This window comes from Pseudidiomarina taiwanensis (genome assembly GCF_003987435.1).
Classification (GTDB): Bacteria; Pseudomonadota; Gammaproteobacteria; order Enterobacterales; family Alteromonadaceae; genus Pseudidiomarina; species Pseudidiomarina taiwanensis.
Genome location: NZ_PIQG01000002.1, coordinates 363,807 through 378,415, shown reverse-complemented (window position 1 = coordinate 378,415; position 14,609 = coordinate 363,807). Strand labels below are relative to the sequence as shown.

Below are 14,609 nucleotides of genomic sequence, written 5' to 3'. Positions count from 1 at the left end.
AGTCGGAAGATGGCAAATTTACAAGACGTACTCGCCCCAGATGTCGGCGGAGATGAAGTTGAAGTCATTGAGATCTTAGTCAGCACCGGTGATGAGGTCGCAGCTGAAGATTCGTTGATTACAGTTGAAAGTGACAAAGCCTCGATGGATATCCCAGCGCCATTCGCTGGGGTTGTGGCTGAACTTGCGGTGAAAGTTGGCGACAAAATTAAAGAAGGTGATTTGCTGGCGCGTTTTGAAGCCGCAGCAGCGGAAGCTGAGCAAGAGGCGGAAGCTGAGGCTGAGCCAGCAGCAGAGTCAGCCGCTGAAGCAGCAGCGCCAGCAGATAAGCAAGGCGAATCTGCACCAGAGCCTGCAGCGTCAAGCGCTGCGGGTAGCAGTGAGATTATCGATGTGGTGGTACCCGATATCGGTGATGCCGGTGAAGTGGACGTGATCGAAATTCTTGTCAGCGCCGGTGATGAAATCGCTGCTGAAGATGGCTTGATTACCCTCGAGACCGATAAGGCCACCATGGATGTGCCAAGCCCGCAAGCTGGAGTCATTGAAGAAGTTCTGGTGAACACCGGCGACAAGGTGAAGCAAGGTTCATTGGTTGCGCGCTTAAAAGTTGTGAGTGCAGAGCCGAAGCAAGAATCAGCTCCAGCAGAAGCTGCAGCACCAGCATCAGCTGCCGATCCGGCTCCTGCCGCGACTGAGCAGAGCAGCGAGCCGCGCAAGCCGCCGGTGCCGGATCATCCGCTCGATAAAAAGCAGCAAACGGAAGGCTTAGCCTATGCCTCGCCAGCCGTGCGTCGCCTTGCCAATGAGTTTGGTGTGGATCTCACCCAAGTTAAAGGCAGTGGACGTAAGAGCCGTATCTTAAAAGAAGATGTGCAAGATTACGTGAAGTACGAACTATCGCGACCGAAAGCGACCGCTGGCGCTGCAACTGCGGGTTCAGGTGGCTTGCAAGTGATTGCGCCGCCGCAAGTCGACTTCAGTAAATTTGGTGAAATTGAAGAAGTGCCGCTAACGCGGATCCAGAAGATTTCAGGACCAAACTTGCATCGTAATTGGGTCACCATTCCGCATGTAACTCAGTTTGATGAGGCGGATATTACTGAGCTTGAAGCCTTCCGCAAGCAAGAAAATGCGGCGCAAGCGAAGCAAAAAGACGGCGTTAAGATCACCCCATTGGTGTTTATCATGAAAGCCGTGGCGAAAGCTTTGCAAGCTTATCCTGTGTTCAATTCGTCGCTACACAGTGATGGTGAGCACTTGATTATGAAGAAATATATTCATATCGGGATTGCGGTGGATACTCCCGGTGGGTTAGTGGTGCCGGTGATTCGTGACGTGGATAAAAAAGGTATTTACCAGCTCTCGGAAGAACTACTTGAAGTCAGTGCGCGCGCCCGTGATGGTAAGCTTAAAGCACAAGATATGCAGGGCGGTTGTTTCTCGATTTCGAGCCTGGGCGGTATTGGCGGAACCGCGTTCACACCGATCGTTAATGCGCCAGATGTCGCCATTTTAGGGGTCTCGAAAAGCGAGATGAAACCTAAGTGGGATGGCCAGAGCTTCCAGCCACGGCTGATGCTGCCATTGAGTCTGTCCTATGACCATCGCGTGATTGATGGTGCGGTTGCAGCACGCTTTAGTGTGTATCTGAGCAGTGTCTTGTCAGATATTCGCAAACTGGTGCTGTAAAGGTAAACAATCGGGAACGGGGCTGTTATAATGCGCCCCGTTTACATCCCAACGCGGCGAGCAACGCCACAGAGTTACAGATAAAAGAGGTCGTCATGAGCAAAGAAATCACAACCCAAGTCGTGGTATTAGGCGGCGGACCAGGTGGGTATTCAGCAGCTTTTCGCGCTGCCGATCTAGGTCTTGATGCAGTTATCGTTGAGCGCTACAACACCTTAGGTGGGGTCTGCTTGAATGTGGGCTGTATCCCATCAAAAGCCTTATTACACTTGGCCAAACACATGGAAGATGCCAAGCATATGGCGGCGGAAGGGATCACCTTTGCTGAGCCAAAAATCGACCTCGATAAAATCCGTGCTCACAAAGAGAAAGTTATCGGTCAATTAACCGGCGGCTTGAGCCAGATGGCGAAAATGCGTAAAGCCCAAGTGGTCAACGGCACCGGTGAGTTTGTCAGCGACAAGCAACTGAAAGTAACCGACGCTGAGGGTAACGAAACCTTGATCAACTTCGAGCACGCGATCATCGCAGCGGGCTCGCAATCAATCAAACTACCTTTTGTACCGCATGACGATGAGCGTATTTGGGATTCAACCGCTGCCCTTGAGCTGCGCTTTATTCCGAAGCGGATGCTGATCTTAGGCGGTGGTATCATCGGCCTAGAAATGGGAACCGTATACAGTGCCCTCGGTGCGCAAGTTGATGTGGTCGAAATGACGGATCAGTTGATCCCACCTGCTGATAAAGACGTCATGAAAGCCTACATGAAGATGATTAAGTCGAAGTTCGACAACATCATGTTGAATACCAAGGCGGCTAAAGTTGAAGCGAAGAAAGACGCCATTCACGTCACCTTCGAAGGCGACAACGCTCCTGATAAGCCAGTGAAATATGACGCTGTGTTGGTCGCAGTAGGTCGTGCTCCAAATGGCGCTAAATTGGGTGCCGAAAATGCTGGCGTGAAAGTCACTGAGCGTGGCTTTATTGAAGTCGACAAGCAACTTCGCACCAATGTGAACAATATTTTTGCTATCGGTGACATTATCGGTCAGCCAATGCTGGCTCACAAAGCAGTGCATGAAGGCCATGTAGCTGCTGAAGTAATTGCCGGTAAGAAGCACTTCTTCGATCCAAAAGTGATTCCATCGATTGCCTACACAGACCCTGAGTTGGCATGGGCAGGCTTAACCGAGAAAGAAGCTAAAGCACAAGGTATCGACTATGAAGTCGCGGTGTTCCCATGGTCTGCTTCAGGCCGTGCGATTGCGCAAGGTGCAACCGACGGTATGACCAAGTTGCTGTTCGACAAGCACAACCGTATTATCGGTGGCGCTACAGTTGGTCCAAACGCGGGTGAACTCCTCGGCGAAATCGGCTTAGCCATCGAAATGGGTTGTGATGCTGAAGACATCGCTTTGACCGTGCATGCACACCCAACCTTGCATGAGTCAATCGGTTTGGCTGCAGAAGTGTTTGAAGGCTCAATCACCGACTTACCGAACAAGAAAGCAGTTAAAAAAGCCAAAAAATAAGCTTATTTTTCGGTGAATGAACCGGACCCTGCGCTGCATGGTCCGGTTTTTTATTGTCTCCGTATAAAGCATGACTTAAGGTAGTAAGGTTAAGTAAAAAACTAAGGGAACTCTCATGAACAAGCTCAATACGCTAGCACTGAGCGTCGCCATCGCCCTCGGCGTGGCTGCCTGCTCACCGCAGCAATCAACTGAAACGCAAACGCCAGCGGCAGCCGAACAACAACAGCTGACCTCAGGTCTGGTGCTCGAAAACTTCAATCGTGATGTGCGTCCACAAGACGATCTATTTACCTTCGTAAACGGCGCTTGGGTCGAACGGACTGAGATCCCGGGCGATCGCGCTCGCATCGGGTCGTTCTTCAATTTGCGTGAAGAAAACCAAGCCCGCTTGCGCGGCTTGATCGAGAACGCAGCAGCGAGTAACCCAGAGCCGGGCTCGAACGAAGCCAAAATCGGTGATTTTTTCAATAGCTTTATGGACGTTGAGCGTTTGAACCAATTAGGTTACAGCCCAATTGCTGCTGATATGGAAGCGATTGCGCAGCTGCAAGACCACACTCAAGTGGCAGCACACATGGCCGAGATGGCGAAAATGGGTATCAGTGGACCACTTGGATTTTATGTCTATCCAGATGCGAAAAACCCAGAAGTAAACGCTATTTATATGAGCCAGTCAGGCCTGGGCTTGCCGGATCGTGAGTACTACTTGAAAGACGATGAAAAGTCACAAGAAATTCGTGATGCGTATCAAGCTTACATGGCTGACATCCTCGCCATGGCTGACTACCCAAATGCTGAAGCAGCCGCCGCGGCAGTGATGGATCTCGAAACTAAAATTGCGACTGCGCACTGGACCCGAGTCGATAGCCGTAATGCGGATCTGACCTACAACAAAAATAGCGCAGACGAGCTGAAGAGCTTGCTGGGCGATTTCAACATTGGTGCTTACCTTGAGGCATCAGGAATTGCCACTTTAGAAGAAGCAATTGTTCGCCAACCTTCATTTTTTGAAGACTTCGGTGGCATGTTCAGCGATGTCGATGTTGAAACCTGGCAGCACTACCTGACGTTCCGCTTAGTCGACCGTTTTGCCGGCGCCTTGTCTGAAAACTTCGGTGAGCGTCGCTTCGAGTTCTACGGCAAAGTCTTGAATGGAACGACTGAGCAAGAGCCACGTTGGAAGCGCGGCGTTTCAGCGGTAGATGGTGCCATGGGCGAAATTCTTGGCCAGTTATACGTGGCTGAGTACTTCCCACCAGAAGCGAAAGCACGGATGGAAGAGCTCGTGGATAACCTGATTGTGGCCTATGGTGAGTCGATTCGTAACCTTGAGTGGATGACCGCTGAGACCAAAGAAAAAGCCCTTGAGAAACTCAGCAAATTTACGCCATTCATCGGCTATCCAAGCGAGTGGACCGACTATACTGATTTGCAAGTGACGGCAGATGACTTAGTGGGCAACTACAAAGCTGCTGCTTTGTTCTCATATAACGAGAACGTTAGCAAAATCGGTCAGCCAGTTGATAAAGAAGACTGGGGGATGACGCCACAAACCGTCAACGCATACTACAGCCCAGTGCGGAATGAGATCGTCTTCCCAGCAGGTATCCTACAACCGCCATTCTTCGACATGAATGCCGATGATGCGGTCAACTACGGCGGTATCGGCGCGGTCATCGGTCATGAATTGGGCCATGGTTTCGACGACCAAGGTTCAAAATATGATGGTGACGGTAACCTCAATAGCTGGTGGACTGAGCAAGACCGTGCGGCGTTTGAAGAACGTGCCGGTATTTTGGCTGACCAGTACAGCACTTATGAGCCACTGCCAGGTTTAAATATCGATGGGCGCCTAAGCTTAGGTGAGAACATCGGTGACTTGGCCGGCTTAACCATCGCCTTTAAAGCCTATCAAGCGTCACTCAATGGTGAACCGTCTCCGGTAATGGACGGCTTTACCGGCGAGCAACGGGTGTTCTTAGGGTGGGCGCAAGTTTGGTTAAACAAAGCGCGTGATGAGCAAGTGCGTAACCAAGTTATGCGTGGACCACACTCACCACCTGAGTTCCGTGTTAACGGTACCGTAGTGAACATCCCAGCCTTCTATGAAGCGTTCGACGTACAAGAAGGAGATGCGCTATACTTGCCACCAGAAGAGCGGGTCACCATTTGGTAAACCCGTTTTAATGAGTTGAGTGAAGGGTCGCTATGAAAGTTTTGGCGTATATCATGATGGTGTTGATGTTGGTGCCTTTGTTGGCACCAGCACAGGCCCATATGAGTGCGCCAATGCATGCGACTCAACACTCTGCTCACGATACAAAGATGCATGCTGAGCATGATTGTTGTAGTCAAAGCGAAATGGCGGAAGCTGCAACCCATGCAAGTGATCACTCGAGCACGAGCAGCTGTGATGGCAATTGCCTTGATTGTTCGCAAGTTTGTCACATTCCGCTCAGCCTCATGACCATGTTCACAGCACTGTTATGGCCAGTAGCCCATAACGGACAATTTGCTGCGCTGCAGCAAGGCCCTCACTCGCTTCCGCAAGCTTTTTACAAGCCACCACTCCGTTTGCTTTAACCCGATCGTTCGCATCCTTTGAGATGCTTGATGTGTTAACTCAAAATTGGAGTACCACCATGTTTAAACGTATTTTTATTTGCGTGTTCAGCGCTATCTTGTTGATCACCATGCCGCTGTCGTCTGTACAGGCGCAGTCTCATGCCGACCATATTATGGCAGCGGATCAGCACGACCATAGCGAGCACAGCGACAAGCACACGCTGTACGTCTGCCCAATGCATGCCGAGGTGCAGTCTCATGAGCCGGGCAGCTGTCCGATTTGTAAGATGGATTTGGTCGCAGTTGAACAGCCCAAGCAACTTTATGTCTGTCCGATGCACCCTGAGGTGACATCACACGAGCCGGGCAGCTGTCCGATTTGTAAGATGGACTTAGTGCCGGTCGAGCCAGCAAAAGAAGACCGTCAAGCCCACCAACAGCCGTCGTCGCCGACGGCTGTTCGGGTCAGTCCTGAGATAATTGAGCAATTCGCGGTGCAGACGGCGACAGTGCAGCGCACCCGACTTGAGCCGGTCATCGACACCTTCGGTCGACTAGAATTTAATACGGATCAACGCGTCCATGTGCATGCCCGCGCCGCTGGTTGGATTGAACGCTTAGCCGTTCGCTCTGAAGGAGTGCAAGTCAATAAAGGTGATCTGCTGTACGAAATCTACAGCAAAGAGATTGTGGTGGCACAACAGGATTACCTGCAACTACTCAATAGCCCCAATCGAACGGAACAGTTGTTGCGTGATGGTCGCATTCGGCTTGAATTGCTAGGTTTTACCCAAGCGCAAATCCGGCAGTTAGAGCAGCGCCAAGAAATATTTTATCGGTTGCCAGTGTATGCGCCGCAAACCGGCGTGGTGACCAACCTGGCCGTTGCTGATGGCAAATATGTCAGCCCAGCTGATGAATTGCTGACGTTGATTTCTACTGCGAGTTGGTGGGTTTTGGCTGATGTGCCTGAGCGCTACAGTCAAATGCTTGCTGATCATGCTGCAATTGAGCTCTCAGCACCGCAGCTTGGACTCGAGCAATGGCGTGGTCAGGTCGACTATATCTATCCACAACTCGCGCAAGCCACCGCCACTCAACAAGTGCGGATTGCAGTACCACAAACTGCGTTTCAAGGACGTCCGCAGCAAGGATTACAAATTGGGGTGAAGCTGTTAGGTGAAACGATTGAAAATGCCCTTACGGTGCCCTTATCGAGTTTGATTTTGGCTGCCAATGAAAGTCGTGTCGCAGTTGAAGTAGGTCCTGGTGAATATCAGCTCAAAGCGGTTCAGGTTGGCAGCATAGTTGCGGACCAAGCGCAAATTACTGCAGGGCTAGAGGAGGGGGAGAAAGTCGTTGTTGCGGGGCAATTTATGTTAGATGCCGAAGCTCAGCTGCGTGCCAGCTACTCATCGCCTCAACCACAAGTAGCGGAGACCGGGCATGATCACAGCCAGCATTAAAGCCGCACTCAAATATCGCAGTTTAGTCCTACTTGGAGCGGTGATTATTGCCCTGTTAGGTTGGCGCGCGGTACAGCAAACTCCGGTCGATGCGATTCCTGATTTGTCCGATGTGCAAGTCATTATCAAAACTGAATTTCCAGGCCAAGCTCCGAATATCGTTGAGCAACAGGTCACCTGGCCTTTATCGAACATTATGTTAGCGGTACCCGGCGCTGAAACTGTGCGCGGCTACTCGTTTTATGGTGACTCTTATGTTTATGTGATTTTTGCTGATGACACTGATTTGTATTGGGCGCGCAGTCGCGTACTGGAATATTTGAATCAAGCGCAAGGCCGCTTACCCGCAGGCGTGACTCCTGAACTTGGACCTGATGCCAGTGGCGTGGGTTGGATATATCAATACGTACTTCGTGATGACAGCAATCAGTATCATCTCGGTGAACTCACCGCCTTGCAAGATTGGTTTTTAAAACAACAACTACAAAGCATCAAAGGTGTGGCTGAAGTCGCGACCGTTGGCGGCATGGTGAACACCTTTCAAGTGGTGGTTGAGCCGAAACGCCTGCAACAGTACGGCTTGACTCTGGCCGAGGTGGAGCAAGCGATTACTGACCACAATAATGAAGTTGGCGGTGGCATTATTGAAATGGCCGAGGCGGAGTATATGGTGCGGGGCACGGGTTATATTCAAAGCCTAGATGATCTGCGCCAAATTCCACTGCCGCAGCGCAACGAGCGCGGTGCCACGCTCACTTTAGCGGATGTGGCGCAAGTTCGCCGTGGCCCGGAGAGTCGCCGCGGTATTGCTGATTTAAACGGTGAAGGCGAAGTCGTCGGTGGCATTGTAGTGATGCGCGACGGTGGCAACGCCCGCGAGGTGATCAGTGCGGTTGAGCAGAAGCTCGCCGAACTTGAGCCTGGCCTGCCGGCTGGCGTGACGATAGAAACGACCTATAACCGGGCTGATTTAATTAGCCGGACCATTGCCAACCTGACCACCAAGTTATGGCAGGAATTAGCCTTTGTTGCGATTGTGGTGATCGTATTCCTCTTGCATTTGCGCGCGTCTTTAGTGGCGCTAATTAGTATCCCACTGGCGGTATTGGCGAGCTTTATTTTGATGCGGCAACTGGGTATTAGCGCCAATATGATGAGTTTGGGGGGAATTGCGATTGCCATCGGGACCTTAGTCGATGCCGCGATTGTGATGGTCGAAAATACGCATAAGCATCTCCATCAGTATCAAGTGGAGCATGGCCAACCTGCTCGCGCCGCTCAGCATTGGCAGATTGTACAGCGTGCTAGTATCGAAGTTGGGCCGGCGTTATTTTTGTCGCTGCTGATCATAACGGTCAGCTTTTTACCTGTGTTTACTCTCGAAGCCCAAGAGGGACGCTTATTTGAACCGCTAGCGTATACGAAAACCTTTGCCATGGCTGCCGCTGCATTGATTGCGGTCACCGTGATTCCGGTGCTCTTGGGTTATTTAGTGCGTGGGCGTATGCGCAGCGAGAGACAAAACCCATTAAACCGAATAGCGCTGGCGGCATACCGTCCATTACTACGTTTTACTTTGGTTTGGCCGAAAACCGTGATCGCGGTCATTGCCTTGTTAACCGCAAGTGCTATCTATCCGTGGCAGCAGCTTGAACAGGAGTTTTTACCACGCATCGATGAGGGTGACTTACTTTATATGCCGACCACGCTACCCGGGTTAAGCCCTGCTCAAGCGGGAAAGTTACTGCAACAAACCGATGCTTTGATCGCGGCACAACCCGAGGTTGAGCGGGTCTTTGGTAAAGCTGGGCGGGCCCAGACTGCAACGGACCCGGCACCACTGACTATGTTTGAGACGACGATTCAGTTAAAACCGAAATCGCAGTGGCGAGAAGGCATTACCCTCGATGACGTGATTGCAGAATTAGACCAACGAGTGCAAGTTCCGGGGCTCACCAATGCCTGGGTACAACCGATTAAAACTCGCATCGATATGCTCGCGACTGGCTTGCGGACACCGCTTGGGATTCGCGTCACAGGGCCTAATTTGACCAGTATCCAAGCGTTAGCAACTGAAATTGAGGGTACTCTGCGAGGGCTGCCCGGACTGCGCTCAGTATTTGCCGAGCGACCACTACAGGGGCGTTATATTGAAATCGTTCCAAACCTTGCCAAAGCTGCGCGCTACGGAGTTGAGCAAGCCCAATTGCAGCAGATTATTCGTTATGCGATTGGCGGTGCTAAGGTCAGTGAGGCGGTAATTGGTACCGAGCGTTATCCGATTAATTTACGTTATCCGCGCCAATATCGTGATCACATCAGCCGGTTGCAGAGCTTACCAGTGGTTAACCGCGCGGGGACCTGGGTGACTCTTGCTGATGTTGCAGATATTCGCATCAGTTCAGGACCGGCCCAAATTCGTAGCGAAAATGCTCAATTGAGTAGTTGGTTGTACCTTGATTTAGCCGATGGTGTGACCGCCGCTGCGGTGATTGAGGCAGCACAGCAACGCTTAGCGCAACTGGACATCCCAGCGCAACATGCGCTCGAATGGCAAGGCCAATACGAGCAAATGGAGCGAGTTAAAAATAAACTGCAAAGCGTGATTCCGTTAACCTTGGCAGTTATTTTGGCGCTGTTATATTTGGTTTTCCAGTCTTATCGTCAGGCTTTGTGGGTTATTGCAACCCTACCTGTCGCCTTGGCAGGAGGACTGTGGCTGCTGTGGTGGTTGGAGTTTAATTTATCGGTTGCCACTGCGGTGGGTTTTATCGCCCTCGCTGGGGTCGCGGTTGAATTTGGCGTAGTCATGCTGCTGTACCTTAATAACGCCTGGCAAGCCCAGTCGGAGCCGTCTCTGGCAAGCCTTGAGGCCGCTATTGAAGAGGGTGCCTTGCAGCGTTTACGGCCCAAACTCATGACGGTCTTAACGATTGTCTTTGGCCTGTTGCCAATTATGCTGACCAGCGGCACTGGCAGTGAAGTCATGCAACGGATCGCCGCACCAATGTTGGGCGGCATGATCCTTGCGCCACTGTTAAGCCTTTTGGTGCTCCCAGCAATTTTTAAGCTGTTCTGGCAGCGGCGCCTGAAAGACTCATGATGAGGAGGGTGCGTCTAGCGGCGCACCCTCATAACCATCGCATACATCACCGGCACCACAATCAGTGTTAACAGGGTTGCAAACCCAAGCCCGAACATAATCACCACGGCCATACTTACAAAGAAATCATCGAATAACAGCGGAATCATCCCGACTATGGTGGTGACCGCGGTCATACTCACTGGCCGTACCCGACTTACCGCAGCATCAACGAGACCTTGATAAGGCGACTTACCGGCGGCCCGTTCAGCTTCGATTTGCTCAAGCAGGACCACACCGTTTTTAATCAGCATTCCCGATAGACTTAAAAAGCCAAGCAAGGCCATAAAGCCGAATGGCTGTCCGGTTAGACTTAAGCCTAAGGTGACGCCAATCACACTCAGTGGCACTGTGGTCCAGAGCACTCCGGCCTGGCGAATCGAGCTAAACAGCAACACGGTAATGATAAACATCACCAAAAACGCCAATGGCAACGCCGTGAAAATTGCACCCCGAGCTTTGTTTGAGGCTTCAAACTCACCGCCCCATTGCAGTTGGTAACCAAGCGGCAAAGGAATGGCTTCGATCGGTTCGCGTACTTTTGCAAACACTTGTGCGGCCGTCTCATCGCCGAACAGATCAGGGTCCGCCATCACAGTGAGGGTGCGTTTACGGTCGCGCCGTAGAATCAAATCATCTTCACTGGCAAGTTCAAAGTCGCTCACCACTTGTGCGAGCGGCACATATTGTTGCAGGGCATTGCTATACACCTGCATTTGCCGCCAATCGCCAATGGCGAGGCGCTCAGCGACTGGCGCGCGCACAATAATCGGTAACAGTTCGGTGCCATCACGGAATACCCCGACGGTTTGGCCACTAAAGTTACGTTGCAATACCGCATCGACGTCGGCTTTGGTAATCCCAAGTCGGCGTGCACTGGCCTCATTAAACTGTGGCTGCAGCACCTTGGTGCGCTGACGCCAATCGTCGCGGACAAACTGCGCACTGGGCTCATTGACCAAAATGGTGCGTGCTTGTTCAGCTAACTGGCGCAACACCAGAGGGTCCGGGCCACTAAAGCGTGCTTCAATTTTCGCTTTTTGGGTTGGCCCCATCTCGACCGGTTTGAATTTATACTCAAGATCCGGTTGCTGCAGGTCGATGTAACCCGCTAAATCATTTAGAACAATTTTAAGTGCCTCTTTATCACGTCCACGAATAATCAATTGGGCATAACTTTCAAAGGCTTTTTCTACCATATAAGTTAGGGTAAAGCGCGGCGCCCCTTGGCCTATAGTACTTGCGACGAAGCTGAGTTCACCGGTCTCGCCATGGCGTTCTAATAGATAATGTTCAAGCTGGCGTACTTGCCGTTCGGTCGCACGAATGTCACTGCCTTGTGGGTACCACAAATCAACATAGGCAATCGGCGTGGTTGAAGGCGGGAAAAAGCTTTGCTTAATGGTGGTAAAGCCCAGCAAGGCGATCGCTAATAACCCGAGCATGGCCAGCATAGTGAGCTTGCGCCAAGTTAAGAACCCCTCCAAGCTGCGCTTGTAGAGGTGAAACGCCCAATGGTCATAGACGTGGTCACTATCTGCAGGTTGCTCTTGCGCCGACCGCGCGCGCGAGTCTTTACGGAACAGGATATTGCCTAAAAACGGTACTAAGCTGAGCGCGGTAAACCAACTGAGTAACAGCGAGATAAACAAGACCCAGAAGAGACTATTGGCGTATTCACCGCTGGCATCTTTCGATAATCCGATCGGGGCGAAAGCAATCACGCCGATAATCGTTGCCCCCAACAAGGGCCAGATATTTTGCTGGACGACTTGCGTGGCGGCCTGAATGCGGGTGAGTCCGCGTCGGATCCCGACCAACATCCCTTCGGCTATCACAATGGCATTATCCACTAACATTCCGAGTGCAATAATCAGCGCGCCAAGAGAAACGCGCTGTAGTTGAATATCCATCAAGTACATGAAGATAAAACTACCGAGCACGGTGAGCAGCAACACACTGCCAATCAAGACCCCGCTGCGTAGCCCCATGGATAACAACAAGGCCACCACCACAATCGCAACTGCTTCGGCTAAATTAATAAGGAAGTTATTGACGCTGCGGTCAACCTCAGCGGGTTGGTCATAAATGGCAGCAACTTCCATTCCCACCGGCTGGGCATAGGTGAGCTCAGCTAAGCGGGTTTGGATTTTGGCACCGATGTCGACCACATTCACATCTTTGGCAAACGAGATGCCAAGCCATAGCGCTTGCTCACCGTTATAACGCACCAGATGATTAGGTATTTCTTGATATTCACGACGCACTTCGGCGACATCACGCAGTAAGATACGCTCGGCTGCACCGGGGTTACTGATCATCAAATCAGCAAGCGCTGCGACATCGGCAAATTGGCCACTAGTGTGCAAACGGATCCGCTCGCCATCAAGGTAAACGCGACCGGCATCACTGACGGCATTTTGAGTTTGTAGCAAGTTCACCACTTGTTGGGGCGAGATGCCGTTATTGGCCAGTTTATCGCGAGAAATTTCAACCACCACGCGCTCGTTTTGCTCGCCTACCACCGTAACTTTGCCAACGCCTGGAACCAGCACCAGCTCGCGGCGCAAGAAATCCGTGTAATCGGCGATATCTTTATAGCTATAGCCGGCTCCTGTAATTGCTAGAGTAATGCCATAGACATCAGCAAAGTCATCGCGGACGATGGGTTCGCCACTACCTGGCGGTAAGCTGCCCTTGATATCATTCACTTTGCGCCGCAGCTCATCCCAAATTTGCGGCATATCATATTCCCGGTAGGTGGTTTTGACATCCACTTGGATTTGACTCAAACCCGGTCGTGAGATCGAGGTCACATGATCGACGTAGGGCAAGGCTTGAATCGCATTCTCGAGGCGATAGGTGACTTCTTCCTCAACTTGGGTCGCGGTAGCCCCCGGATAACTGGTAATCACCAAGGCTTGCTTGAGGGTGAACTCCGGATCTTCAAGTCGGCCAATTTGCTGCAGGGCAACAATACCGCCAAGCAGCAACAGCAATACCACCAGCCAACTGGTGGTGCTCCGTTTGATGCTAAAACGGGCGATATTCATCATAGCCCTGGCTCCTTCTGCCATGGCCGTACTTGCTGACCGTCAGTCAGCGCGTGAACGCCGGCCACGACAATTTGCTCCCCCGGATTGAGCCCTGTTGCCACTTCAATACCACGCTCGGTAACTGCAGCTACCGTAATTGAGCGCATGCTTACTTGCTGACTTTGCGGGTCATAAACCCACACTTTTGGGGCGCTATCAGTTGCTACAGTGCGTGGAGTAAAGACTGCGCTGGCAGGAATAATCTGGGCACTTGAGGCTTGCTCGGACACGGCGTTGATATCGACCCGAACCCGCGCGGTCATCCCCGGCAGGACGTTTAAATCGGTTGGGCTAGGTAGCGTAAAGACCACTTTATAGGTGTTGGTTGCCGGGTCTGCGACCGCATCCCACTCTTTTAAAGTCGCTGAGTAACGCGTATCTGGAGCACTTGCGAAAATCACGTCGGGACGATAGTCACTATTGCGGCGAACTCGCGCAAATAAGTTTTCAGGCACATTAATGCTGACATCAATCGCGTCGTTCATTTGCAGTGTCACAATCGGCTGTTGCGGTTGCACGGTTTCGAATCGTTCAACAAACAAATGAGCGATGGTTCCGGCAAATGGTGCGCGTAACTCGGTATAGCTTAAATTCGATTTGGCGGTGTCTAAATTGGCTCGCGCGATATCGAGGTTAGCCTTCACTTCGTCGAACTGTTGCGGCGAAATCACGCCTCGGTCGACCAAGTTCTCGGTCCGGGCAAATTGCGCTTGAGCTAAATCGAAACGGGCTTGGGCTTGATCGACCACTAACTGGTAATCACGCGGATCAAGCTTGGCGACGAGTGCGCCGCGCACCACATCATCCCCGGCTTTAACAGGGAACTCGGCCAGTTCTCCAGCCACGCGAAAGGACAATTGCGCCACTTGTGCGGCTTCGACGGTAGCGGGGAAGTCACGGTATTGCGCGCTCTGTTGCGCAGGAACCTGAAACAACTTCACCGGCTGTACCACTGGCGCTGGGGCTGCATCGGCTGGCGCCTGAGGTTGGCACCCTGCGAGTAACACGCTGGTGAAAATGAGTAAAACTATAAGTGTGCGTTGTGTCATAGGTTACCTCCGTGAACTTACGAGATTATTTTAGCGCGAAAAATATAAAGAAATACTGAATTAAT

The 14,609-nt window shown here is 51.7% G+C and carries 8 protein-coding genes; 6 read left to right on the top strand and 2 right to left on the bottom strand.

The genetic code is table 11. The features are described 5' to 3' along the window. The first annotated feature begins 9 nt into the window (after window positions 1-9). The 6 genes from aceF to CWI83_RS05630 all read left to right on the top strand — a co-directional run bounded on the left by aceF (window position 10) and on the right by CWI83_RS05630 (window position 10,361). A complete protein-coding gene (gene aceF / locus CWI83_RS05655; RefSeq protein ID WP_126826949.1) occupies window positions 10-1,692 on the top strand; it encodes a dihydrolipoyllysine-residue acetyltransferase in 1,683 nt (560 codons plus the stop codon). 95 nt (window positions 1,693-1,787) lie between these two features. Continuing rightward, window positions 1,788-3,224 carry a dihydrolipoyl dehydrogenase gene (gene lpdA, locus CWI83_RS05650; protein ID WP_126826946.1) on the top strand — a complete coding sequence of 479 codons (1,437 nt, stop codon included), beginning with the start codon at window positions 1,788-1,790 and terminating at the stop codon, window positions 3,222-3,224. Window positions 3,225-3,339: 115 nt separating this feature from the next. Then, window positions 3,340-5,403 (top strand): M13 family metallopeptidase, encoded by a 2,064-nt coding sequence (locus tag CWI83_RS05645; RefSeq protein ID WP_126826943.1) that lies wholly within the window; start codon window positions 3,340-3,342, stop codon window positions 5,401-5,403. Window positions 5,404-5,435: 32 nt separating this feature from the next. Continuing rightward, a complete protein-coding gene (locus CWI83_RS05640) occupies window positions 5,436-5,810 on the top strand; it encodes a hypothetical protein (RefSeq protein WP_126826940.1) in 375 nt (124 codons plus the stop codon). A 59-nt stretch (window positions 5,811-5,869) separates the two neighbouring features. After that, on the top strand, window positions 5,870-7,258 hold the full coding sequence (locus CWI83_RS05635) for an efflux RND transporter periplasmic adaptor subunit (protein WP_157980371.1): 1,389 nt from the start codon (window positions 5,870-5,872) through the stop codon (window positions 7,256-7,258). Continuing rightward, window positions 7,239-10,361, top strand: coding sequence for an efflux RND transporter permease subunit (locus CWI83_RS05630; RefSeq protein ID WP_126826935.1), 3,123 nt, complete (start codon window positions 7,239-7,241; stop codon window positions 10,359-10,361). The genes CWI83_RS05635 and CWI83_RS05630 overlap by 20 nt, the downstream gene beginning before the upstream one ends. Window positions 10,362-10,375: 14 nt before the next feature. On the opposite strand, the gene CWI83_RS05625 is transcribed toward CWI83_RS05630, so the two are convergent. Further along, window positions 10,376-13,453 (bottom strand): efflux RND transporter permease subunit, encoded by a 3,078-nt coding sequence (locus CWI83_RS05625; RefSeq protein ID WP_126827421.1) that lies wholly within the window; start codon window positions 13,451-13,453, stop codon window positions 10,376-10,378. After that, window positions 13,453-14,544: an efflux RND transporter periplasmic adaptor subunit gene (locus CWI83_RS05620; RefSeq protein ID WP_126826932.1), complete on the bottom strand. Its 1,092-nt coding sequence runs from the start codon at window positions 14,542-14,544 to the stop codon at window positions 13,453-13,455. The genes CWI83_RS05625 and CWI83_RS05620 overlap by 1 nt, the downstream gene beginning before the upstream one ends. Between the last annotated feature and the right edge of the window lie 65 nt (window positions 14,545-14,609).